28 protein-coding genes are annotated in these 23,923 nt (G+C 38.2%); 3 read left to right on the forward strand and 25 right to left on the reverse strand.

The window, feature by feature from the left end:
- Nucleotides 1-184: 184 nt before the first annotated feature.
- A complete protein-coding gene (locus E7Z78_RS02320; protein WP_303723562.1) occupies nucleotides 185-1,105 on the forward strand; it encodes a hypothetical protein in 921 nt (306 codons plus the stop codon).
- A gap of 40 nt (nucleotides 1,106-1,145) precedes the next feature.
- Here E7Z78_RS02320 and E7Z78_RS02325 read toward each other — a convergent pair whose 3' ends face one another.
- The 4 genes from E7Z78_RS02325 to E7Z78_RS02340 all read right to left on the reverse strand — a co-directional run bounded on the left by E7Z78_RS02325 (nucleotide 1,146) and on the right by E7Z78_RS02340 (nucleotide 3,342).
- On the reverse strand, nucleotides 1,146-1,595 hold the full coding sequence (locus E7Z78_RS02325; RefSeq protein WP_303723563.1) for a hypothetical protein: 450 nt from the start codon (nucleotides 1,593-1,595) through the stop codon (nucleotides 1,146-1,148).
- A 52-nt stretch (nucleotides 1,596-1,647) separates the two neighbouring features.
- Entirely contained in the window at nucleotides 1,648-2,106 is a 459-nt protein-coding gene (locus E7Z78_RS02330) for a hypothetical protein (protein ID WP_303723564.1), read from the reverse strand.
- 89 nt (nucleotides 2,107-2,195) lie between these two features.
- Nucleotides 2,196-2,624 (reverse strand): hypothetical protein, encoded by a 429-nt coding sequence (locus E7Z78_RS02335; protein ID WP_303723565.1) that lies wholly within the window; start codon nucleotides 2,622-2,624, stop codon nucleotides 2,196-2,198.
- Nucleotides 2,625-2,889: 265 nt separating this feature from the next.
- Nucleotides 2,890-3,342 carry a hypothetical protein gene (locus tag E7Z78_RS02340; protein WP_303723566.1) on the reverse strand — a complete coding sequence of 151 codons (453 nt, stop codon included), beginning with the start codon at nucleotides 3,340-3,342 and terminating at the stop codon, nucleotides 2,890-2,892.
- A 177-nt stretch (nucleotides 3,343-3,519) separates the two neighbouring features.
- On the opposite strand from E7Z78_RS02340, the gene E7Z78_RS02345 reads away from it, so the two are divergent.
- On the forward strand, nucleotides 3,520-3,735 hold the full coding sequence (locus E7Z78_RS02345; RefSeq protein WP_303723567.1) for a hypothetical protein: 216 nt from the start codon (nucleotides 3,520-3,522) through the stop codon (nucleotides 3,733-3,735).
- Between the two features lie 25 nt (nucleotides 3,736-3,760).
- Here E7Z78_RS02345 and E7Z78_RS02350 read toward each other — a convergent pair whose 3' ends face one another.
- Nucleotides 3,761-5,215, reverse strand: a complete 1,455-nt coding sequence (locus tag E7Z78_RS02350; RefSeq protein WP_303723568.1) for a sodium-dependent transporter — start codon at nucleotides 5,213-5,215, stop codon at nucleotides 3,761-3,763.
- 37 nt (nucleotides 5,216-5,252) lie between these two features.
- Between E7Z78_RS02350 and E7Z78_RS02355 the strand changes: the two genes are divergently transcribed.
- A complete protein-coding gene (locus E7Z78_RS02355) occupies nucleotides 5,253-5,630 on the forward strand; it encodes a DUF4258 domain-containing protein (RefSeq protein ID WP_303723569.1) in 378 nt (125 codons plus the stop codon).
- 9 nt (nucleotides 5,631-5,639) lie between these two features.
- Here E7Z78_RS02355 and E7Z78_RS02360 read toward each other — a convergent pair whose 3' ends face one another.
- The 20 genes from E7Z78_RS02360 to topA form a co-directional block, all read right to left on the reverse strand.
- On the reverse strand, nucleotides 5,640-7,217 hold the full coding sequence (locus E7Z78_RS02360) for a putative glycoside hydrolase (protein ID WP_303723570.1): 1,578 nt from the start codon (nucleotides 7,215-7,217) through the stop codon (nucleotides 5,640-5,642).
- A 3-nt stretch (nucleotides 7,218-7,220) separates the two neighbouring features.
- Nucleotides 7,221-8,978 (reverse strand): putative glycoside hydrolase, encoded by a 1,758-nt coding sequence (locus E7Z78_RS02365; protein WP_303723571.1) that lies wholly within the window; start codon nucleotides 8,976-8,978, stop codon nucleotides 7,221-7,223.
- A gap of 324 nt (nucleotides 8,979-9,302) precedes the next feature.
- Nucleotides 9,303-10,367 carry a CapA family protein gene (locus E7Z78_RS02370; RefSeq protein ID WP_303723572.1) on the reverse strand — a complete coding sequence of 355 codons (1,065 nt, stop codon included), beginning with the start codon at nucleotides 10,365-10,367 and terminating at the stop codon, nucleotides 9,303-9,305.
- Nucleotides 10,357-11,823, reverse strand: a complete 1,467-nt coding sequence (gene ftsY, locus E7Z78_RS02375) for a signal recognition particle-docking protein FtsY (protein ID WP_303723573.1) — start codon at nucleotides 11,821-11,823, stop codon at nucleotides 10,357-10,359. Before ftsY ends, E7Z78_RS02370 begins: the two co-directional genes overlap by 11 nt.
- Nucleotides 11,824-11,938: 115 nt before the next feature.
- Nucleotides 11,939-12,373: a prefoldin subunit alpha gene (gene pfdA, locus E7Z78_RS02380; protein ID WP_303723574.1), complete on the reverse strand. Its 435-nt coding sequence runs from the start codon at nucleotides 12,371-12,373 to the stop codon at nucleotides 11,939-11,941.
- 19 nt (nucleotides 12,374-12,392) lie between these two features.
- Complete coding sequence (gene rpl18a / locus E7Z78_RS02385; protein ID WP_303723575.1) at nucleotides 12,393-12,617, reverse strand: 50S ribosomal protein L18Ae; 225 nt, start codon at nucleotides 12,615-12,617, stop codon at nucleotides 12,393-12,395.
- A gap of 23 nt (nucleotides 12,618-12,640) precedes the next feature.
- Nucleotides 12,641-13,315 (reverse strand): translation initiation factor IF-6, encoded by a 675-nt coding sequence (locus E7Z78_RS02390; protein WP_303723576.1) that lies wholly within the window; start codon nucleotides 13,313-13,315, stop codon nucleotides 12,641-12,643.
- Between the two features lie 32 nt (nucleotides 13,316-13,347).
- The gene (locus E7Z78_RS02395) at nucleotides 13,348-13,593 is read right to left on the reverse strand and encodes a 50S ribosomal protein L31e (RefSeq protein ID WP_303723577.1); all 246 of its coding nucleotides are present in this window, start codon (nucleotides 13,591-13,593) and stop codon (nucleotides 13,348-13,350) included.
- Between the two features lie 13 nt (nucleotides 13,594-13,606).
- Complete coding sequence (locus E7Z78_RS02400; protein ID WP_004032463.1) at nucleotides 13,607-13,762, reverse strand: 50S ribosomal protein L39e; 156 nt, start codon at nucleotides 13,760-13,762, stop codon at nucleotides 13,607-13,609.
- Between the two features lie 20 nt (nucleotides 13,763-13,782).
- Complete coding sequence (locus E7Z78_RS02405) at nucleotides 13,783-14,367, reverse strand: asparagine synthase-related protein (protein ID WP_303723579.1); 585 nt, start codon at nucleotides 14,365-14,367, stop codon at nucleotides 13,783-13,785.
- Between the two features lie 5 nt (nucleotides 14,368-14,372).
- A complete protein-coding gene (locus E7Z78_RS02410) occupies nucleotides 14,373-14,729 on the reverse strand; it encodes a DNA-binding protein (RefSeq protein ID WP_303723580.1) in 357 nt (118 codons plus the stop codon).
- 21 nt (nucleotides 14,730-14,750) lie between these two features.
- A complete protein-coding gene (locus E7Z78_RS02415; RefSeq protein ID WP_303723581.1) occupies nucleotides 14,751-15,188 on the reverse strand; it encodes a 30S ribosomal protein S19e in 438 nt (145 codons plus the stop codon).
- A gap of 93 nt (nucleotides 15,189-15,281) precedes the next feature.
- Nucleotides 15,282-15,539, reverse strand: a complete 258-nt coding sequence (locus tag E7Z78_RS02420) for a YhbY family RNA-binding protein (protein WP_116592794.1) — start codon at nucleotides 15,537-15,539, stop codon at nucleotides 15,282-15,284.
- A complete protein-coding gene (locus E7Z78_RS02425) occupies nucleotides 15,508-15,873 on the reverse strand; it encodes a ribonuclease P protein component 4 (protein WP_303723582.1) in 366 nt (121 codons plus the stop codon). Before E7Z78_RS02425 ends, E7Z78_RS02420 begins: the two co-directional genes overlap by 32 nt.
- Nucleotides 15,874-16,073: 200 nt before the next feature.
- Nucleotides 16,074-16,472 (reverse strand): type II toxin-antitoxin system VapC family toxin, encoded by a 399-nt coding sequence (locus tag E7Z78_RS02430; protein ID WP_303723583.1) that lies wholly within the window; start codon nucleotides 16,470-16,472, stop codon nucleotides 16,074-16,076.
- Between the two features lie 31 nt (nucleotides 16,473-16,503).
- Entirely contained in the window at nucleotides 16,504-16,743 is a 240-nt protein-coding gene (locus E7Z78_RS02435) for a hypothetical protein (protein WP_303723584.1), read from the reverse strand.
- Between the two features lie 376 nt (nucleotides 16,744-17,119).
- Nucleotides 17,120-17,650, reverse strand: coding sequence for an adenylate kinase family protein (locus E7Z78_RS02440; RefSeq protein WP_303723585.1), 531 nt, complete (start codon nucleotides 17,648-17,650; stop codon nucleotides 17,120-17,122).
- 1 nt (nucleotide 17,651) lies between these two features.
- Complete coding sequence (locus E7Z78_RS02445; RefSeq protein ID WP_303723586.1) at nucleotides 17,652-18,746, reverse strand: GTP-binding protein; 1,095 nt, start codon at nucleotides 18,744-18,746, stop codon at nucleotides 17,652-17,654.
- Nucleotides 18,747-18,850: 104 nt separating this feature from the next.
- Nucleotides 18,851-21,535, reverse strand: a complete 2,685-nt coding sequence (locus E7Z78_RS02450; protein WP_303723587.1) for an STT3 domain-containing protein — start codon at nucleotides 21,533-21,535, stop codon at nucleotides 18,851-18,853.
- A 157-nt stretch (nucleotides 21,536-21,692) separates the two neighbouring features.
- On the reverse strand, nucleotides 21,693-23,873 hold the full coding sequence (gene topA / locus E7Z78_RS02455) for a DNA topoisomerase I (protein WP_303723588.1): 2,181 nt from the start codon (nucleotides 23,871-23,873) through the stop codon (nucleotides 21,693-21,695).
- Nucleotides 23,874-23,923 lie beyond the last annotated feature (50 nt).

The raw sequence follows: 23,923 nt of genomic DNA on the forward strand, positions 1-23,923 counted from the left end.
TATCAATAAATATATTTATACATAACTATACCAGAGACATGAAGGGCAGATAAACTGATATTTACATACCTATGTTTCTGAATGTTTGATGGTATAACATACGTTGACGCTCGTTTTAAAAAATAATCATTTCTTAATTTTTTAACAGATAACCTTAATACATCATTCCAACAAACATAATTTCATGTTTAGCGATAATTTGAAAAGGGGAGTCATAATATTCGGATTGCTATTCATATTATTGGCGACAGTCAGCATGGTTTCAGCCAGCGACAACATCACAGGCGAACCCATTGCAGAAGCGGATGAGCCTGTTGAATTGACATCCGATGATAATGAATTCGTTTTAACTGAAGATGCCGCAAACGATTCATCAGCAGTCAGCGGGAATTCAACACCCACAACCGTTACAAAAGAAAAGACTAAAATCACCGCTAAGTCCGTTAGCGGCAAACAGGGAAAGAAAGTGAAATTGACTGCCACTGTCAAGATTTCTTCAAACGCACCGGTTAAAAATGTCAAGGTTGTTTTCAAGGTTAACGGCAAGAAATACACTGCAACAACAAATGCAAATGGTGTGGCCACTAAAACCATTAAATTCCCAACCGCAAAAGTTTTCAAGACTAAAATGAAAACCAAGGGAAAGATAATGACCAAAACAACCAAGTACAAAACTGTCTATTCATGCAGCGTTGCCTTTGATGGGAACGATGACTATGAAAAGTCTTCCGCAACATTCAAGGTAACCTCTAAGAAAAAGTCAACAGTGAAAAAGTATAAGGTCATCAAGAAGAAAAAGACTGTATCCATTCCAGTTAAAAAGAAAACAAACATTAAAAAGTTCGGGAATTATGCTTTCATAGTTGCTCATGAAAAATCAGGCACAACTCACTATTTGGCAGTGGGCGGAACAAGCAAGTACAGTGAATTCATTAAATTTTCTTCAAACATCTATGCCAAATCACATGGAAAAAAGGTATATGCATTCAAGAAATGGCTGAAAAGCAAGAAAAAAGATGATATGCACCAATACCAATACCAATCAACAAATAAGGTATACGTTGCAATCAAATACACTGAGATTTCCTATAAAAAAATTAAATAGTGAAAATGAATCATGATTCATTTTCCTTATCTTTTTTTAATTAATATTCATTATACCATACTTTAGCCTTGTATGGAATGTAACCTTTAATCAGGCTGGTGCTGATGTGGGCACCTGATCCCTTAACGGTTTTTGTTTTGACGTTACCCTTTTTATTCTTGAAGTAGAACTTCACCTTGACCATTTTTGTGTGGTGAGGTTCAATATCCCCGTCAAGTCCGCTTCCGATATACCATGAGGTGACACCTGTTCCCTTGTCGAACATCATGTTGCCGTCATAGGAGACATAACCTGCAATGGCATCGCCGCTTTGCAATTTAACCGCCTTTGGAGCCCAGAGAACCCCTGGCTTGAAGTTATGAATCTTGACCTTGACCTTTTTGGTCGGTGTCTTGGCGGCGCTGTCCGCTTCGGCGCTGACTGCCACGATGACAAAGAGGGCCGCTATGAAAATCAAAAGGATAATTATGTTTCTCTTGTTGAAAGTCATATTTAATAATATTTAAAAAGAAGTATAAAAAAATAATGTTAATAGCCTGTTATCAGGCTATTAAGAAATCACCAATAACTTTCTCATCGGTTGATGTTATTGTTACCAGTTTGTCGTTTTTGGCATAGCTGAATATGTAGATATCATTTTCTTTACTTGAATACCCATCAATACCGTTGAGGGTGGCTTTTTCCCCACCGATTGAACCGACAATCTCATCAGTTACCTTATTTTCACCGTAATCCGCCACCAGTATGGAAACTGCAGTGCTACCTTTCTCATATAGTTTTTGGTCAAAGGTGTATGATATGCTTCCGACTGATGTCTTCTCGTCTTCAGCAGAATAGTTTGCATCCTCCTTGAAGCCTGCCGGAATGTTGAAATCAATACCGTCTATGGTGACTGTTTCATTCTCACCGCCCAAAAGGTCTTCAAATCCGAATGCAGAAACTGCACTTACGCTTGCCGCAAGGACAAGCAATGTTAGTAGAGCCAATATCTTTTTGTTCATAACATTACCTCCCATAGGTATTTAATAATATGTTGGAGGTTAAAATATATTTAATTGGAATATATTTTTAACAATGAACTAAAAGAATGCTAATAATCTTTTTCCATTACTCCAATCATCAATGGCATGTTTTCGGATTTTATGACCACGAGCTTGTCATTATCCTCATAAGAGAATGTGTATGTTCCATTCTTATCCACAAGATATCCATCAACCAATCCGAGCATTGTTTTGCCTGAGGTGATGTTTTTGGTCTTGTTTTCCTTGACCTTCTTCACTGTGCCGTTTTCAACGACACTGATTTCAAGCTTGTCGCCACTGTTTTTGAAGTGCATCTCGGTGCTGTTTTCAAATGTAACCTCGTAATCTGTCGGCACTGTGAAGTTAATGTCATTGATTTCAAATATTTCAACTTCCCTGTATGCAAAGTTTCCATGGTCAGGAGTGAATGTTTCGGCTGATGCGAAACCGACACAGACAAGAACAAGAATCATTGCAAAAAGATACTTGAATTTCATAATAATGAATAGTCGGTGCATATTAAAAAACATTTCTATACAAAAAAAGTAATGTAAATATAACTTTAAATCTAATTTAATGAAACATAAGTCAACAAAATAATTTTTAGGCACATAAAAATAATTATATCTTTAAATAAGACCTGATACCATAATATAACTTGTAACATTTTCCCGTGTTACAAAAAAATTTTTTTAGTTAAAGTCCTAAAGGATCCATCCTTCCTTTAGGGCAAACTATATTGCTCATTTTAAAAAAAAAAGTTTATAAGACTACTTCAAATAATCTTGTTTGGTTTGTGGCTCCAACCAGTATTCCGGTATCGTTTTCAACATATGCGAAATATGTCAAATTGTTTTCAGTGTAATTCCAGCCCTCATGGCCGTTTAATTTGGTTTTGGTTGCGCCGTCCTTTTTAAGCTCATCAAGACTCATTCCCATCCAGTCTGAGATTACGGTTATCTGGATTTCACCATGAGCCTCATTGATATAAAAGCAGGTCTGTCCTTCAGAGCCAAGGTCATTGAAATCCTGTGAGTCTTTCAGCTCGCCGAATCCTTGGGGAATGGTAAAGTTAACACCTTCAAAAGTAATGTTTGTAGTGTTGTTGAAATAATTGATGTCATCGCTTGCATTTACCATGCCGATTAGTAAACATGCGAATAGAATTACTGAAAATACCTTAATCATGTTCATGATTAGTATTCTGTATATCATATAAAATAAATATTGTGATATGCATGGGAAAAAAGTATCATTAATTTAAAAGATAGCCCAAATAATTAATAATGTTGTTCCAAAAACTATTAAAATTATTAAAGACAAAGTAAATTTAATTAACTTAAACAAATTGAAAACAAATTATTATTTTAGTAATCTACATGGAGTGATAAAATGGATACAAATTCATTAAAAAACGGAATTTTTTCATTCATAATACCTGGGCTTGGACAGGCCTTGAGCGGAGACAGGCAAAAGGGACTGGCACTGTTCGGAGGAGCAGTCATATTGCACCTGTTAATATGGTTTTTACTAAACAACCCACTTGGAAGCCTAATACAAACCTTATACCACCTGTATGCAGGTTATGATGCATACAAAAATTATTAAAAAAAAGAGAATTGAAGCAAATGAGTTAATCATTTGCCGGTTTAATTTTATATAACACAAATGCCGCAACCAATACGCCAACAATAATTATCAAGTCAACTATTATCTCGAATTCGGCTGCAGTTGAGAACAGTTTAATGATACCGATTACCCACATCACGATTAAAACAAGCGGCAACAGGTATTTGATTACAAATGTCCAGATTCTTCCAACTGAGAATGTTGAAAACTCGTTAAGTGCTGGAAGGAACTTGTCGACTCCGTAGAACCATGCAAATATGATACACTGGATTCCGATAAGGAGCAGAATACCGAACTCATTTACAAAACCGTCAATGATTCCGACCAGGTAGCTGCTGATACCGGTTGTAAGAATCAATGAGAATATGCATCCAATCACAGACAGAACTGTTGCGGTTCTTCTTCTTGTCCAACCGAGTTTTTCAGTTGTTGAGTTAAGCATCGGTTCGAAGAACCCTAATGCTGAAGTGATTCCTGCAAACAGAATCGCCAGGAACAATAGCGGTGCCATTATTCTTCCGATCGGTCCCATGATGTTGAAAATCATTGGGAATACAATGAATATCAGACCGGTTCCTTCGGTAATCAGCTGAACCATAGGTGTTCCGCCGGTGTATGACATGTAACCTAAAATTGAGAAAACACCGAATGCTGTACAGATTTCAAACAGGGAGTTTGAAGCAACAACAATCAGAACATTATCAATGAGTTTGGAGTTTTCAGGAAGGTAACTGGCATATGTAACTGCAATTGCCTGACCCATACTCAGGGAGAAGATGATTTGTGCAAATGCTGCAAGCCAAATGTTTACATCCAAGAGTTTTCCCCAGTCAGGAGCGAGCAATGTTGTAACACCGATTCCTGCACCAGGCAATGTCAATGCATAAATGATAATAGCTCCCATTATGATAAACAATGCTGGAATAAGAATCCTGGAAACCTTACCGATACCCTTATCAACATTCTTGTGTGAAATGAACCATAAAACTATCCATAACAGTAAAACACCGATTGTGGTCGGGAAAAGCAGGAAACTGGCATTGGAAAGGTTTGAGCTTCCACCTACATTGTTAACAAAGTAGTGTGCCGCATCAGTTCCCCAACTGAAGGTGAAACTGCTTGCAAGATAAACCAAATCCCAACTCAGGATTACCATATAATAGATTGTAACAATAAAAACAAATAAAACCAAAATCCAAGCGATTATCTCGAACTTCGGATTGACTTTCGACATGATTTTTGAATAGGATTCCTTGAATGAGAATCCCACACCGTACTCTAGTATTAAAAATGGAATTCCCATGATAGCGATTGCTATAAGATAAGGAATGAAAAATGATCCTCCACCATTGGAATAAAGAACATAGCTGAATCTCCATATGTTTCCAAGTCCAACGGCAGCACCAATCATAGCAAAAATAAATGATAATGATGAATCCCATTGCGCATGTTCACTCATAATACTATATATAATATTCCTAACATATAAAATTATTATGAATGTATTTGACAAGTTTATAATAGGTGACACTGCAAGCATTAACTGGTGCTTTGAAAACAGGCATTTCATTGAACGATTGGATGACAATGGGATAAGCCGTGAATATGTTGTGGATTGCCTGATGAACGAGGATCCAATCACCTATGAACATGTTGAAAAAGAAAAATATGCAGTTGTCTACAATGCCCCACCTGGAAAGGATTACAAGGAAATAAGAGTATTGATGGCATGCACAGGCAATTCAATCGACCTTGTAACCGTAATGAGAAACAATGAAACAACAACCAATCGCCAGAACAAGCAATATCAAAGTGAAAAAAAGAAAAGCCTTGAGAAAAAACGCCTTAAGGCATTATCAAAAAGAAAATGGTAAAAAGGTTAATTAAACCTTTTTAAAATTCAAATAATGGCTGATACCGATTCGGAACAGTATCACTCCTTTTGCCCCACCCTTCATTGCAGCCTTTGAATCCTTAATCAATGTTGAGTGAGAGAGCTTTTTAACGTTGTCATCGGAATGATATGACTGAAGGCCAGTCCATATCTGAGCACCGTTTGACTGGCTAACGAATGCCTTGGTTACAGATGTAATCCAGGACCTGGTCTGATGGTAATTGCCCTTATAGACCATTGGAATCAATGCATCAGCATACTTACTCATTGTTGAGACATCCTGACCGTAATAATATGTCATCGCACTCGGCTCAGGCATCAGCGCCGCCGAAACAATGCAGTTCGGCCTCACCTTATGAATCTGTGTGGATGACTTCTTCATGAAGTAGTTGATTGCACGGTTAGGATCCTTATAGAGGTGTGCGGTTCCGCCGAATCTCACATAATCAAAGTGAATACCGTCCACGCCCTTGATTTTAGCGTATTTTTTGGCTTCCTTGATTTTCTTGTTCAGGAATGAGTATTTAATCTTGTTGTTGTCATTAATCGGCCTTACCCATTTGCCTCCGCTGTAGCATACCTGCATCCAAAGGTGAACCTTCATGCCGTACTTGTGAGCCTTCTTGATGAATGAAACTACACCTGACTTACCGTAGACTGATAACGCCTGAACATGAAGCAAGATGTGCTTGGTTCCCTTTTTGGAGAGTTTCTTGAGATTCACACTTTTCATGTGAGCAGGCCACAGCCAGTACCCGTTGCCCTTTGCCATCTTTGCCTTTACCTTAATCTTATAGGACCCGCTTGAGGCAAGGTATGGCGAAGTCTTCTTGAAGGAGTACTTAATCTTATAGGTGCCCTTTTTAAGGTTCAGATAGATTTTTGCATTACCGTTCTTGTTGGTTTTGACACTGTAGGTCTTTCCTGCAACCTTGAATTTGACAATCTGGTTTTTTATGGCCTTATTGTTGGCATCAACCAGCTTCACATAGAAAAGGCACTTTGAACCCTGACGATAGTTAATGTACTTGTCGCCCAACTTCAATTTTGTCTTGGTTGGAGCCTTGATTGTGACCTTGCATGTGCCTGTTGCATTGCTTGTCAAATCATCCCCCAGGTATGTTATCTGAGCGGTGTATGTGCCCTTGGTCATGAGAAGCTTTAAGGTGACTACACCCTTGCTGTCAGTGTACATCTTATAATTGATGCCGTCCAGATAAATATTAATCTGTTTTGAAGCCAGTGCAGTGCCGTTTGCTGTCAGTTTAACCTTGAATGTTGTAGTGAATTCCTCATACCCAATGACATTTGAGGCGGTTATTGTGGAAGGAGTCTTGTTGACTGCAGGCTCCTCCTCGCCAGTTGCCTCTTCACTGACAATGCCTGTTGAATTTGAAGAGGAGAGTTCGCCTGTATTTTCACCGTTATTTTCGGGCAAGTCATCTACGGTGGCCACTTCATGAGCTGTTGGATTATCAGCAATCACTGTTGAATTGTCATCTGCTGAAACAGCAGCGACTGACAGCAATGTTAAAATAATTATTAAAAGCATCAATATCCTTTTCACGCTTTACACCTCATTGAAGTTTATGAAATTAAGCAGTCCGTACCTGAACATTATGACACCATATGCTCCGGCAAGTGCCGCTGCATCGGCATCATTCATCAGTTCCTTGGCGGACAGTTTCTTCAGGCTTGAATCTGACTTGTATGTCTGAAGGCCGGTCCAGATTTTTGCTCCCTTGGATTGCTTAGCAAAGGTTTTCGTTACGGACTTGATCCAACTGGTGCCCGCATTGTAGTTACCCTTATAGACCATTGGAATTATTGCATCAAGGTATTTGCTCATTGTAGGAATGTCCTGGGCATAATACTTTTTCATGGAGGACGGTTCAGGCATTACTGCCGCTGAAACTATGATCTTCTTGTTGACCTTATGGACTGCCTTGGATGCCTTCTTGACAAAATGGTTCACAGCCTTGACTGCACCATCATATTTATATGCATTTCCAGGATATCTCACATAGTCAAAATGGATTCCTCCAACGCCCTTGACTTTTGCAAGTTTTTTAACCTCTTTAACCTTCGTATTTATCATATCATAATTGATTTTACCGTTCTTTACAGGGTTCTGCCATTTGCCTGACTTGTAGAACACCTGCACCCACAGATGAACCTTTATTCCATGTGATTTCGCATCCTTAATCCATGACTCCACATAGCCTTGGCCGAAACGATACAATGCCATTTCATTGAGGAAAATGTGCTTTGTGCCGTACTTTTGAAGCTTGTCGAAGTTCACGCTTTTCATGTCAGTTGACAATAGCCAAAATCCATTGTTACGGGCCTGTTTCGGTTTGACCTTGATCTTGTAGGTTTTGGATGCCTTTTTGTATATGGAATCCTTTGCATGGGAGACCTTAATCTTGTAGGTTCCGGTTTTCAGTTTGATTTTAACGGTCGCTATACCGTTCTTGTTGGTCTTTTTGGTATAGGTCTTCTTGTTAAACTTGAACTTGACTTTCTTTTTGGCCAAAACGTCTCCCCTTACATCAACCAATTTGATTTTGAACTTTGCCGCTTTCTTGTTACGGTAAATCTGGGAGTAGTACTTGCTAATCTTTACAGGAACGCCCTCATAAACCTTGATTGTCTTATATCCTGAAGTCTTTTTGATATTGTCCTCACCGGCATAGGAATAGGTTATCCTATATTGGGCTCTTCCCAATTTAATGCTTAATTTGGCTTGTCCTTTAGAATTGGTTTTTTTATTGTATGTCTTTCCGGCAATCTTGAATGTGATTGTCCTTCCTTCCAATGGAAGTCCGCCGACGGTGAGCTGAACGACAAACTTGTTCCTGGCACCGACATAAGCAACATAATTTGATGCCTTGATTTTTGAGGTACTTGTTGAAACAACCAGAATCTTTTTTGAACCCGCTGCGTCTGTGTATCCATCTCCCTTGAAGGAGTATTTGATGGTGTATGTTCCAGGATTCACATTTACTTTAATCTTGGCTATTCCATCCTCATCAGTTAAAACTTCACTAGTCACCTTGTTCAATATGAATGTAACTGTCTTGTTGGCAATTCCTGTTCCGTTTTCGTCAGTTAGTTTTACTGAAAAGTCTTTACCTTTTATTATTGTTGTATCATCGCTTTCAAGTGATGTTTTAATGGTTTTGTTGCTCTCGGATGAATCCGCTGAATCATCTTCCTCATTGGAATCTGTCGCATTTTCCTCCAATTGCAGTTCCTCGCCACTGACTGCGACAAGGTCATGTTCATCACCTAAAGTTGAATTGTCTGCAGAGCTGACTGCAGCCAATGTGAAAAAGAATATTAATAAAAATGATAGCAACAATGTCTTATTTTTTATCGAAATTCTTTCACCTTCCTATAGTAAATAAAAATTTATAAAAAAACATATATAAATCTTTTTACTTGAAAAATCGAATTAAAACCGCTTAAATTAAGAAAAATAAAATAAAAACATATATAAATAGCAATTAAAAGAAAAAATATGTTAAAATAACCTATAAAAAGCTTAAATATATTGAATTGAAATTAAAAAAATAGTGACTTTATTAGATTTTAAATATTTGATTTGAATCTGTTAAAATAAAAAATAGAAAATTTTTAACTGATAATATTAACTATCAGTTAAATTAAAGCTTAATTTACCAGTTCCATTGCCTGTAATCTCCAATTGGTCGCATTGAGGGGATAATCCTTGGAGAAGTGATGTTCCATCAGATGCGCTCATATACTGAGGCAGGTAATTGGAAATGTAGATAGGATAGACTGTGCATTCACCGGTGTTTCCGACAAGGTCAATCTTGACGAAGTATGCTGAATGTGTTGCAGTGTTGGACTGGTCGAATATGAAATTACCCAATGAGTAGAATATCGGCTTTCCATTATACATCTCGATTCCCTCAGTCACATGAGGGTGGGCGCCTATGACCACATCCGCACCGTAATCAATCAGTTCATGTGCAATCTTGACCTGATTTTCATTCGGTGAATTTGAATACTCGTTTCCAAAGTGCATGTAAGTAACAATCAAGTCTGAATCATTATTTGCTGCAATCTGCTTTTGGGCATCCTCAGAGTCATATGCGGAATATCCTGGACTTGATCCGTTTGCATAAGGCATCACATCATATGAGTATTCAGCGAAATTCTCAGAATCCATATAGTTCAGGATGGTGATTTTTCGACCATTGACCTCCTTCACCACAGCCTGATGGGCCTCATCCTCAGTATTGCCGGCACCCATCGGAGTGATGTCTGCGCTTTTAAGGTTATCCAGTGTGTCCTGCATTCCAGTGATACCGTAATCGATTGCGTGATTGTTTGCCAAAGCAGCAATTGTGACATTATTGGCCTTTGCCAATGGCACATAGCTAGGGTCGCATTTTAAGGGAACATCCCCTTTCAAGGCATCACCTGAGGTTGTTGCCGCATTTTCAAAGTTAATCAAAAGCAAATCAACATTGGATGTGACATCGCTTACTCCGCTGAAAGGTGATGAGTCCATGCTCAAAACGCCCGGCATATTACGTGCAAACATCACATCTCCTGTGACTGCAATGGATGCATTCTCCTTATTTCCCATATCAACAACGGAGCTTGACGGATTGAAGATTGTAGCCCAAACTGCAATGATTACAAGAATCACAAGCACTATGAGCAGAATATTTCTAAGCTTCATCTGCCACAACTTCCTCATCATCTGAAAACAATTGGTTCAGCATCCACTCTGAATCGTATTCCATGATATCGTCATATCCTTGGCCAACACCTAAGAACATGATTGGCTTTTGGATAACGTAACCGATTGAAAGTGATGCTCCTCCTTTACTGTCCGCATCGGCCTTGGTGAGAATAACACCGTCAATGTCAATTGCCTCGTTGAATTTACGGGCCTGTTCGGTTGCATCGTTACCGGTTATCGCATCACCTACAAAAATGACCAAGTCAGGTTTTGACACCCTTTTAATCTTTTTCATCTCATCCATAAGATTGGTATTGGTCTGCATTCTTCCTGCAGTGTCGATTAGAACAAGTTCCTTGCCCTGTGCACGTGCATGCTCAACTGCATCATATGCAACAGCAGCAGGGTCTGATCCTTTCTGGTGCTTGATGATTTTAACACCCACATTGTCAGCGTGATAGGTTACCTGCTCGATTGCACCAGCCCTGAATGTATCTGATGCTGCAATAACAGGAGTGTAACCCTTTTTCATGTAATAATTGGCAAGCTTACCGATGGTTGTGGTCTTACCGGTACCGTTGATACCAACAAACATTACCACCAATGGCTCTCCCTGAGCCTTTTTCTCCTCAATCATTTCAGTCATTGACTTGCCCGGAATGCTGATGATTTCCTCAACGGCATCTCTCAATGCATAGAATGTGTATTCGGTAATGTCATTGCTTCTTTTGATTTTTTTACCTACAAGGTTTTCCTTTACGCTTTCAACAACTTCTGTTGCAACCTCCATTGCAACATCCCCTTGCAGGAGTTCCATTTCAAGTTCAAAGAGAATGTCTTCAACGTGCTTTTCCTGAATGGTTTTTTCACGCACAAAGGAGAATATTCCTCCTTTTGCCTCACCGTCAGCAGAAACATCGCTTTTATCTTCATCCTTATCCTTGTTCCTGCTCCAGAAATGGGATTTCTTCTCTTCCTCAGGAGCTTCCTCTTCAACGTCTTCATCTTCTGAAGGTTCATCCTTATCCTTGTTTCTGCTCCAGAAGTGGGACTTCTTCTCTTCCTCAACTTCCTCAATGGAATCCTCATCCTCTTCGGAGGTTTCTTCCTTATCCTTGTTTCTGTTCCAGAAGCGGGACTTCTTCTCTTCCTTAACTTCCTCAACGGGAGCCTCTTCCTCTTCAACTTCCTCAGGAACTTCTTCCTCTTCAACAACCTCTTCAATTTCATCAGGAGCTTCTTCCTCAATTTCCTCTTCCGGTTCAGGGAGCAAGTTTTCCTCTTCAACTTCCTCTTCCTTTTCCTCTTCTTTATTTTTTTTACCGAATGAGAAGAATGAGAATCTGGAACCTGATTCCTCTTGAAGGTTGTCTTCTGCTTCTGCTTCTTCTATTAATTCCTCTTCCAGTTTCTCACTGGTTCGTGAAAATTTCTTTTTTAATGATTCAAACAAAATTAACCCAACCTGATAAGTTAGTATAAAAATCGATTAATAGTAGATATATTGTTTATAATATTTAAAAAATTGTTTTGAAAAAAATAGATGAAAAAAAATAAAATAAGATAATTTAACCCATTTGGGTCATATTACCTTGAGCTGCAGCTGCGATTTGTTCTGCTTGAGCCTGAAGATTTCCAGCCATGTCAGTCACTTGCTGTAAGTTAGCAAGCATCTTGTCTAAGCTGTCTTTCAATTCTTCTTTTTGCCCAGAGATTATTTCACGAGCACCGGCAGCGTCTTTTTTGACAGCAAGCCCTGCACCAATACTTACAATGATTTCATCAGTGCTTTTGAGTTCTCCTTTAACGAATGAACCTGCACCGACAGGCACGAATGCTTCAACGGATTCTTTGCCTTCAATATCATCTAAAGTACTGAACAATGCATCAACTTCAGCAATGGAAGCTTGGATTAATTCAATTTGTTGTTGAATTAGTTCAGCTTGTTGTCTGTATACATTAATTTCATTGAGAAGATTATTGAGTCTTTGTTGATCTTCCATAATAACGCCTCAATGTGATTTATAAAATTTCTTTTACGATTGGGTCTTCAACGTCTTCAGGAGCAATTTCATCAATTGATTCAATTGAGATTTGGTTCCTGTTGATACCATGTTTACTACCGAATCTAGCATAGATTTTTTCTTCTATGTCTTTTACGCTGGTAGCTTTGTATTCTTTGGTGAATTCATGGTATTCGTCACCCATTACAAAAGTACCTTTAACTCTGTAAATTTTTGTTATCATATAAATCCCTCATGATATATTAATTAAAAATCATCATCTAAAAAGCCTAAGGCTTCTTCAACTCTAGCCATTTCAGGACCTGTACTGTCCTTGGCAACTATTGCACCGTTTGAATTTGCAATGATGCATGCACCCACTAAAGGAATGCCTCTGCCAACAGTACCGATATCTCCTTCAACACCAAATACTTCACGAGCAAAGTTAACTTCAGATTGCAAAGCGTTTGTGCTTATTAAAAATCCCTTATTGGTTACCTTAATCAAGGAACCGATAATGTCGCTTCCAACAATGTGGCTGGTTTGAACATTAACATCTAAAGTCTCTTCAATAACCTCAATTGCTTCTTGGCTTAAAAATGGACTAGCTATTGCACCCTTGTCATTAGCTGCGACAATATTACCCACAGCAGTGTATTTTCCAGGAATGGTAGCTACTTTTAAACCTAAATCTTCCAATTGTTTAACTTCTCTGTCTAAAACATGTGGGGAAACAACGATACCATTTGAATTAGCTACGGTTAAAGATCCTATAAGGCTACTTCCAGCAATAGAAGACTTGATTACTTCAACTTCTAATGTTTCCTTAATAATTTCCGCTTTTTCGTCTAAAAGATTATAAGGAACAATAGCTACATCATCAGTTGCAGTGATAAATACTCCTAAATTTGGATTTCCTACAATATCAACTCTTTTTAACATATTGTTACCTCACATTAATATAGGTGTCTTGTTTATTCTGCTAAAGTAGCTGTTACAACACCATCATCATCTTTAACTGCTTTTACAGTAATTTTAGAAGGTATTTTTTGGATACCTCTTGCCCAAATAACATGATTAACAGATTCGTCAATTTTAACATCACTTGCTTTCATGTGTTTGGTTAAAAAGATTTTAATTTCCCTAATAGCTCTAGGAGCTCTGATAGTCCTTTTAATGTCTTTTACATTTCTTAGTGGAATTGTGTAAACTCTTTCCATTTTAACCCCTCAATTATAATTTAAGACTGTTTCTTCTCCAATGTCTAGGTTTAGGTCTGTATCTAAGTTTACGGTTAGTTTTAGCATAAGCCCAGATTGGAATTCTCCTATTTTGTTTGTTTGCTTTTGCCATTCTTAATTTTTTAGCTAATGGTTTATTTCTACTCATTATTTCACCTGTAATAATAATTATTTTTTATATCCGATAACACGAGTTTGATAATGCTCAGGGAATATGTCCAAAGAGTTTCCGCCCATCTCATCAATCAATGTCCTTATTTCAACCTCAAAATCGGAACTGTTGTCCTTGTTTGACTTTTCCTTTGAGATTTCGAATAGGTTTTCGGTGATCAGTTTTACTGACTTGTGACCGAAACTGTCCAAGTTAATGTATTGCACCTGTTTTCTATCCTCGAGACTTTTTATCTGATTGATGTTTAGCTTTGGGGTTCTGTCGTCTCTTCTAGTCCCATCCGCTATAATATCATGGTTTTCAGCCAGTGTTTCAATAGTTTTCTCATGTATGTATTTTATCCCGTCGTTTGGAAATCCGTCCTCCATTATCATCTCACAGGTTTTTTCAAGGATGCTTTTATCCATTTCCAAAACGTTGTGCTTGAATCCTAATGCCTCTGCGGATTTTCCAGCCGGAACATATGAATCATAAACTCCGAAGTTTGCAGTGTACAATTCAACGTCAAGACCCAGTCTTTTAAGCATTACTGCAACAAAGGATGAATCTTTACCTCCACTATATAAAACGGCTGCTTTCATCGATATTATTTCCTTGTAATTTTAATTTCTCTTTTCTGACCTGCAATTTGTCTGAGCAAGACTTTCAATTGCTCGTCAGTTACCTTTCCTCTTAGGCTTCCAGCCTGTGCTGATTGAATTAATTGAAGTTCGATTTGATTAACCATTTCAGGTTTGGTCAATTTAAGATTTGATAATCTTTGACGAGCTTCAGGAGTCATAATTTGGCCTAAGATCTGTTTTTTCTGAGCTTCGAATTGTGCTTGAGCTTCTTGCTGTTGAGCCTGTGCCATAGCCTGTTGTTGTGCTTGGTTTTGCGCAGCAGCTTGTTGAGCTTGCAACTCAGCCATTCTTCTTTGACGAATTTCATCTAAATCGCTCATATCAAACTCTCCAAATTATAATTAATATTTTTCAAGTTCAGGAATGTCTTTAATTATTTCTCCAGAAATTTTATCTAAAAAGGATCTTCCTTGAGGAGTGACAACTCTTCCGCCTTCAACTTTTTCCACATATCCTGCGTCTTCAAGTTGGTGGAGTGCAGTTCTGATAATGGATCCGCTACCTTTCATGAATTTTTCAGGGCGTACTCCACGGTCTTTTTTACCACCGTAAAAAGTTCTTAAACTTTCAACACCAACAGGTCCATCAATGTAAACTCTTCTGATGATTGAAGCAGCTCTTACAAACCACCAATCAGCATTTTCTGGTTTTCTTTCTTTGTGAACACCAGTTCTAACAAAATTGGACCATGCAGGAGATTCTATCTTATCATTACTTTTAAATTCTTCTGCGACTTTTTCAATTAATAAATCTGCAGGTACATCAAATACAGTAGTCATATTAATTCTCCAATATTTATTTTTATTGTAGCTTAATCCACTGTAAATTTAAGACCTAAAAAAATAGGGCCTGTAACTCTAAATTTATAATGTTTAAGGCTTTTTCTTGTAAATAACAGCGACATGACCTCTAACGTCAATGAGTTTTGCTCTTGTCTTAGAGACTATCTCGTCGATGTATTTATCTTTATCTCTAGCGATATTTTTTGCAAATTTAAGTTTAACGATTTCATTAGCTTTCAGTTGGCGTTTGATTTCTTCAATAACATTATCATTAACGCCAGATTTGCCAATGTTAATTGTCATCGCATTAAGAGCTCTATTCATCATTTCCTTCTTTTCGTGACTCATATTTAGCTCTCCTTTTAAACTTTTTTTCCTTACTGTAAGGAACTTTCATTACATGACCGCATTCACCACAAAAAATGTTAACTGACTCGTTAACTAGCCGGACGGTGCAATTGCGACCAGGTGTGAGGAAACTCTTGCAATTCTTACAATACCTTCGGGACCATTCTTCAGGCACCTTTGTATTGTATTTGGTGGATAATTTAAGTGCAAGTTCCACGTAGCGATTGGATCGTTCAGGATGGGTGATGAATTCCATCTCAGCCCGATTAAAAAGAATGTTCATCCTTTCAATCGCCATGTCAATCATCCACTTGGGTCGTTTTCCTCTAGTCAAAATATCCTCCCTTTGTAGGATATAATATTCATGAATTGGATTAAAATGATTTGCGCAATTTAAAACAAAAACCATAGTTAAAAATTTTAACCTTAGGTTAATATGAATATTAAGAATAAATATGTTTATTACCATTTATAAAGGTTGTGAATTTTAGGATTGAAATGGTGAAAATCAAAACATAGTGTGAAAAAAGTGGATTAGAAAAATCCACTAATCACTCGAATGCCATTAATTTTTGCAAAATCACTGTCTGATGTGACAATCTTGTTAATTCCATATTTTTGCATTGAAACAAGGATTGTGCAATCTGCGAAATTAATACTAAAATTATAATACTTGAATAGATCCATGGCCTTTTTATAGTCCTCAGCTGTTAAGTAGTCAAAAATATCAAGATGCAATAATTGATGGATGATTTCATTGATATTTCCATCAAAGTTGTTAAACTTGATACTGTTCAACACTTCAACTAACACAGTGATGTTTGTTGCCTTTGTTTCGGATTTTAGAATTGGTTTGAGATTAGAAGAAAAATTATTGTAGGAATCTTTCTTAAGGATCAAACCATTAATGTATGATGTATCTAAAAAAATCAATTAAAATCCTCCTGTGGTGTTTAATAGAGAATTAATCGTTTAGAAGTTTATTGACTCTGCTGAGTTTTTCCAATACATCATCACCTTCAGGTTTATCATGGTCAAGCATGTTCCAAATGCGGTCATAATCTATTTCATCTGGAAAGTCCCTAACCTTTCTTAATGTATCCCAAAGAGTTTCATTTACAACCTCTTCAGGAGTCCTATCCGTTAATTTAGACATAATCTTGACTTTTTCCATGACATTATCATTTATACTTATCATTGACATATTATCACGTCCTTTATTATTTAATTCTTCTTCAATGCATTCTTTAACTAAATCTAAATAATTAGAATTAGTTTTTAAAGCACGTTTCTTTAAATCCTCCAGTAATTCATCATCAATGTCAATGCTTATTACAGTGATAGTATCGCCACCAAAAGCTGATTAATATTAAATATGTTCATTATCATTATAAAGATTTAACGATTGTGCTTTATCTATTTACTTAAACTAGCTAGCAAAAGTTAGATTATAATTTATCTTCAAAAATATATAAATATTTTCAATATATTCAAAAGCACAAAAGCACAATTATGATATTAAGCCCATTGAAGTAAATATTGATTTAAAAAAGAAAAATTGTAGTGATTTCGTAAAATTGTTATGGGTGTGAAATAAGCCAATCCATAAAGTTGATTTCACCGACAGGACATGTGACCTCGTCATTGATTATCTTTTCAACCAAATCAACAACTTCATCTATTGCCAGATCGCTTACGTCAATCTCCTGAACCTTGTCACCATACTTGTCATATGCCTCAGCGGTGCAGACTCCAAGTGCCTCGGCTTCCAGGTTTTCCCTGATTTTGGCATCTGAATACTCTCTCCCCTTCAATCTGGACTCGAGCACTTCCGGCCTTACCCTTAAGACAATTATCTTATCTCCGCCATCGCACAGGTGTGACAGGTGTCCCTCAAAAATCAGCAGTTCATCACAGTTTTGACTCAAGCTATCTACATATTCGCTTAACTTTTCAATGTCGATGACCTTATATCCCTTATCCTCATCGATGCCCAGTACAAAATCATGGCTGATGGCAACATCGTTTATTTTAATCAGGTGTCCATTCAATCTGGAGGCAATAGTTGTTTTGCCGGTACATGGAGTACCGGTTATAAAAATAGCTGTCATGTTATTTCTTTAGAATTATTCTTAAAACGTCCTCATCCTCAAGCACATGGTCAGGTCCGACTTTTTGACCTGGGAATTTTACGGAAGTTCCCCAAACCTTAGCGTGACGGAAGTTCTTGACGAATTCACGGTGAAGCTTTCCGCATGCATCGATTACTGTGGAACCCTTCTTGATGACCAATGGGTCTTCCATGTCCGCCTTGCGCCCTTGAGGTTTCAGGTAAACGCGAACCAAATCCAAATTGTCAAAGATGATATCCTTCAATTCATCGATATTTGTGTTCTTGTCAGCTGAAATCGGGATGAAATCCGGAATGTATTTCTTAAGCTCCTCAATGTATGCGTCATCGACAAGATCCACTTTATTTAACAGAATAAGCATTGGCACGTAGGACTTGTTCCTGTCAAGCACATCAATGAACTGGTCCATTGTAACATCATCACGGAACAGCACATCAGCGTTGATGTAGCCGTACTCATTGAGGATTGAACGGATTGTCTTTTCATCCAGATTGGTCAGTTTACAGGTTGAGGATACCTTGACCCCACCGAGCTTTTTCCTTTTAACGGTTACATCCGGCGGACGTTCGTTTGGCCTGATACCAATGGCCCTCAATTCCTTAATAATCACATCCAAATGTTGTGGATTGAAAGTGTCCAATACGATAAGTATCAAATCAGCGGTTCTGGCCACTGACAAAATCTCCTTTCCTCTACCCTTACCGCTGCTTGCACCGGTAATGATTCCAGGAATGTCAAAAACCTGGATTTTAGCATTCTTATGCTCCATGACTCCCGGAACAATGTCTAATGTTGTGAATTGATAAGCGCCAACCTTACTTTCGGCATTGGTAATGTTATTCAACAAGGTTGATTTACCTACTGATGGAAAACCTACAAGTACAACAGTAGCGTCACCTGACTTTTTAACGTGAAAACCTTGTCCTTTTGACCCACCACTGCTTCTCTGCAATGACTCTTCTTTCAATTTGGATAATTTAGCTTTTAATTTTCCAATGTGGTGGGAAGTTGCCTTGTTGTAAGGTGTCTTTTGAATTTCCTCTTCAATATCTTTAATCTTTTCTTCAATACCCATTTAGGTTAAACTCCCAATAAAAATAATTAGTTAATATTTAAGATTGTTATAGTATAAATAATTTAAAAAAAATAGAAAAAAGGTAGATTAGTAGTTAAACTAATCTAATTTCCAGCTTTTGTGTTGTTAAAGTTAACATTGAACAGCATTACACCGTTTTCAGAGTGTACAGGTTCAAAGATGTTTTGACCGGCTCCACCGAGTAAGTATAGTCTTGTAAACATGGAGTTTGTAAGCTCATTACTCATTAGTATTGGAGTGTATGCATTATCCTGACCCATGATGAACAATGTGTAATTACCATCATCGGCACCTTTGATGGATTCGTTCTTCATGATGTATCCATCTTCAATCAGAATTATGTCTGATGCCTTCAATGGGTTGTATTCACTGCCGTTAACTTTAATTGGCTCACCATTTTCAGTGTATACTGATTCGATATGGGCTGATGTGGTATTGTTACCTGTTCCTCTTTCAATTACAGCGTTTACTGTCATACCTTGATCTTCTAACAATGTAAGCTTGCCTGTTTCACCGGCCTTGACTGTCACTTGTTCAGTTGGTACGTAGTAGTTGTAATTTTCAGAAGTCTGGTTGTCAAAGTCCCATGCTCCGAAGTAAGTCCACCAACCAGATTTTCCGAGCATATCGCTTGATGCAACGAAGATTACTGGTCTAGGGTCACTTGGGTGAGTGTATTCTATAGTCTGTTTAGCTTCTGCAGATGTTAAACCGTATTTGGATGTGAGCTGCTTTTGAGCGTCATCAGCGGTTCTTGGCAAGATGTCAATAAGGATATCGGTTGTCTTACCTGTTGAACCTGTAACGTTTGTCAGATACTCATCAGCCAATGTACCTTTAGTGTTCAACATTCTAAATATTCCTGCAGACAGTTCCAAATCATCTGTTGTCATTGCCTGACCAAGCCAGAACGCTCTTTCCCCAGTCTGGGAACCCCCATCGAATGTTACCTGTCTGTCGGCAGCAACCTCGAAGAGGTAACCGAAGTCCCACCAGGATGTGATTACAACATCGTCAGGTTGGGTTTCGTTAACCCATTGCATAGCGTTCCACATTGGGTCACTTGTACCTGGAACAACTTGTTCTGAGGTTTGGTAAGCCCCACAGATACTTGGGGTCACAAGTGCCAAGACCAAAGCAACGATTAAAACATATTTCTTGATAGGAACATGTTTCTTGTCAGCTGAATTGTCTTTGATTGCATAGATTGTAGCTAAACCGATAGCGACAATAGCCACAAAGAGCAATACACCGTAGATGGTGTTTACTGTGGATAAAGGCACGGCCGCAAATACTGCACAGAAAATAACTGCAACAGTTAACCATTTATCATTATCTAATTTATTCTTAATGTAATCGCAGGCGAATCCTACAAAAATACCTGTTAATAAACCGAATGGTAAAACGAGAGTGGTAATGAACCTTGAACCACGAGTTACCGCAAGTATTGTTACAAGTACCCATACAACGAAGAGTGTTGCATACAATACTGTTAGGCGTTTGTCTCCTAAAATAGGATTGTCTCCACCGAATTTCAAGTCAGCCATTGATAGCTTGAACTTGCGGTCATTGTCCAGTTTTTTAGCTGCGGACAATCTTTTACCTTTTTGAGGTTTTTCAGAAGTTTTCACTACGCCTTGGTTTCTGAATTTCCATGCCCTTGACACTAAAGTGTACAGTACGATTAAACCGGCGAACAATACTAGAATACCACCGATACCGTTGATTGCACCGTTAGTGTTAGCTAAGAACAGGGAAGTCATTCCTGAACCAAGCATGTTTGGCGCTTGCATCTCTGCAACGGAAATAAGTACGTTAGGGAATCCACCAACAACCACTGATGCAGATTGTAAGTTTAACAATCCAAGCACACTTCCAAAGATTCCAAGCACTCCATCTACACCTTTGAATACTGCAAGACCTATAAATCCGATTACACCAATAATAACAACAGATAGGAATGCCTTCTGATGGACTAGCCATGAAAGCACATTGTCATAATCTCCCCTGTCGTCACCTGTGTTAAATACGAATGTTGCAATAAGGTATGCTACTGCGAACATTCCCATCAATGCAACGTAAAAGATCCAACCTGTCCATTGTTGTGAGAACAGCCCTATTGATATGATGGACAGGATTGCAAATACCACTTTCCATATCATGTTCTTCGCCCTTATGGACTCAACGAAGAAGAATATGAAGAACAGTGAGAATATGTAGTAGAACATATCTGTATCGAAAAATCCTGGGAATGTGTGCGCGAAATAGTTCGGAGCAAGCACAATAATCAATGTTGCTACAATTGCCCCATAATCATTAGTCAATCTTCTGGCAAAGATAAATGCCGGAATTACTGCAAAGGTAGATATAATAGCTCCAGTCCAGAATGCAACTTCTTTAAGTGAATGATTTCCTCCAAGGAAATTATTTGCAAAGTCATGTAACCATGAAGTCACCCAGACAATACCCAACTCATAATTAATCTGATTTCCTGTTGGGGCATACCTGTGCATATCCCATTCACTACCATTTACCATTTCATCTCCCACGTAGCCGTGATCAACAAAATCCTCGGTCAACCTATAGTTATAATATGAATCCATTTCACTGAAATAAGGAAGACCTGAGGCATCAGTATACTCAGCTTTTAAATCATCGTTGAGCATATTCAAATCGGCCGCAGGAGCTTTTAATGCGAAGACAACAGCTAAAAGAATTAAAACAATAATAACTCCTTTACCTACTGTCAATAAAGTATCTCTATTCATTAAAAATCCTCTATGTAATTTCATTAATAATAAAAAATTATTAGAAAAATAAAAATAATTTCAAACAATGTGAAAAAATATTTTTATTGGTATATATCTATCTTTTTCCACATTATTAAATATTATGCATTAAAAAAAGAATAAGAAAAAATAAATTTCATTTTAATTTATGTGGGAGTTCCTCTACAGAACATGTGAAACGGCATTTTGGAAAACCACTGCAACCGATGAACTCACCATACCTTCCGGAACGCTTAAGCAAAGGTTTGCCACATTCAGGACATTCACCAACCTCTTCAGGCTTGTGAGGTTTGGTTTTATCCTTTCCACAATTAGGATCAAGGCAGGCTCTCTGTCTAGGCTTTCCGAATGAGATGATTGGAAGACCGCACTTTTCACATTTCTTCTTAAGGAAATTGGTACCCTTAGGAATGGAATACACTGTTGTGCAATCCGGATAATTGGAACATCCGACAAATGACGCCTTGGTTTTAGGAGAATACCTTTTAACGAGATTTCCACCACAGTTAGGACAGGTTCCGACAATGTTACTTTCCTGATAGGACTCATAGAGTTTTGTTCCGATTTCCTTGGAATTCTTTGTGATGTCGCCGAGAATCAACTTAACTTCCTTTTGACCCTCCTCGATTATCTCATGACGGGTGGAAGTGTTGTTGTCAATTCCCTCAAGCTTGTTTTCAAAAGACCTTGTGAGCTCTTCTGAAGTGAGGTCATTACAGTATGTTGAGAGGGTGTCAATCATGTTGGCACCAAGCTGGTTAACCTCAATCTGCTTGTCTCCTGTTATGTATTTCCTGTCATAAAGCTTGTCAATAATGTCTGCACGAGTTGCCTTTGTTCCAAGCTCCCTTTTCTCCAGTTCCTTAATCAGGGAAGCCTGATTATACCTTGCAGGAGGTTTGGTTTCCTTTTCATCGGCAAGAAGTTTTAAAACTTTTAGAATGTCGCCTTCCTTGATGTCGGGGAATTCCTCATTGTCAATGTTTCTGTATGGATAATGTTCCATCCAGCCCTTATGGGTGACTCTTCTTCTTCTGAAACGGAACTTCTCGCCTTCAATGTCCAGGGTTGTGCTCATTGTCTCGAACTTGGCTGGTTCGAAGAACACTGAGATGAACCTGTAGACAATCAAGTCATAGATTTTCTTGTCATCCCTTGACAATCCTTGAGGAAGGATTCCTGTAGGATGTATTGCAGGGTGAGCCGCATCCTCCTTCTTACCGTTGTTAGGCTTTAATTTGGATGGCAACTGTGAGATGTGCTTTTTATACTCACTATCATGTGCCAATTGTGAGAAAATCTCCTTGAAGCCCAAGCTTTCAGGCAATTTTTGAGATGAAGTACGCGGATAGGAAGTGTAACCCGCAGTATAAAGGTTTTGGGCAATGACCTGTGTCTTTTTAGGGGAAAATCCGAAAACGTTATAGGCTTCGGACTGAAGGCCTCCCAAGTTGAACGGTACAGGAGGCTGAGTCTTAGAGTTTGAAATGGTGATCTTGTGAACCCTTGCATCCTTATCCTTACATTTGGTCATAATCTCATCGGCACGAGCCTTATCGAATATCTTGCCGTCGACATGGTCAACTGCAATCCTGTCCTCAACGCCGTTCTCGGTCTTGCCTTGAACAAGCGCCTTGATCATCCAGTAAGGTTCAGGAACGAAATTCTTGATTTCATTTTCCCTTTCAACAAGAATAGATAATGTAGGAGTCTGCACACGTCCTGCGGATAGTTTTAGGAATCTGTGTTTTGCGCTGCTTACAGATTTCATCAATGCTTTTGAGATATTTACACCAAAGTAATAGTCCAATACGTGTCTTGCAATACCAGTGTCGACCTGGTTCATGTCCAAATCGATTCTGTTGTCATAAGCTTCAAGCAAATCCTTCTTGGTCAATGTTGAAAACTTCATTCTTGAAATTTTGCTGAGGTTATCCTGGCCACATGCATACTTCAATGCATTGTAGCCTATCAATGTTCCTTCAGTATCATAATCGCAAGCATGAATGTAGGAATCGGCATTTTTGCCCAGTTTCTTGATGGCCCTGACATAATCCTTTGTAAATCCGCTTCCCTTCTTGTTCACCTCGTATGCAGGAGCCCAGTGAAGGTCGAAATAAACCTTGTCCTTAGGGTTGTCCGGTGTGAGTGAATAAAGGTGTCCGACAGCGGATACAACGGTAATGTCCTTTGAATCCTTTTTAAGTTCCCAATATTTAACTTTCTTATTGTATACTTTCTTTTTAGCACTTGGTGAAAGCGCTTTTGCTATTTTTTCCGCAGATGTTGGTTTTTCGCAAACTATTACTTCATGCATTATTCTCGTACCTATCTCAATTTTTATTAAATATAGTTTAAAGAAATTAA

This window comes from Methanobrevibacter thaueri, assembly GCF_015062915.1.
Taxonomy (GTDB): Archaea; Methanobacteriota; Methanobacteria; order Methanobacteriales; family Methanobacteriaceae; genus Methanocatella; species Methanocatella thaueri_B.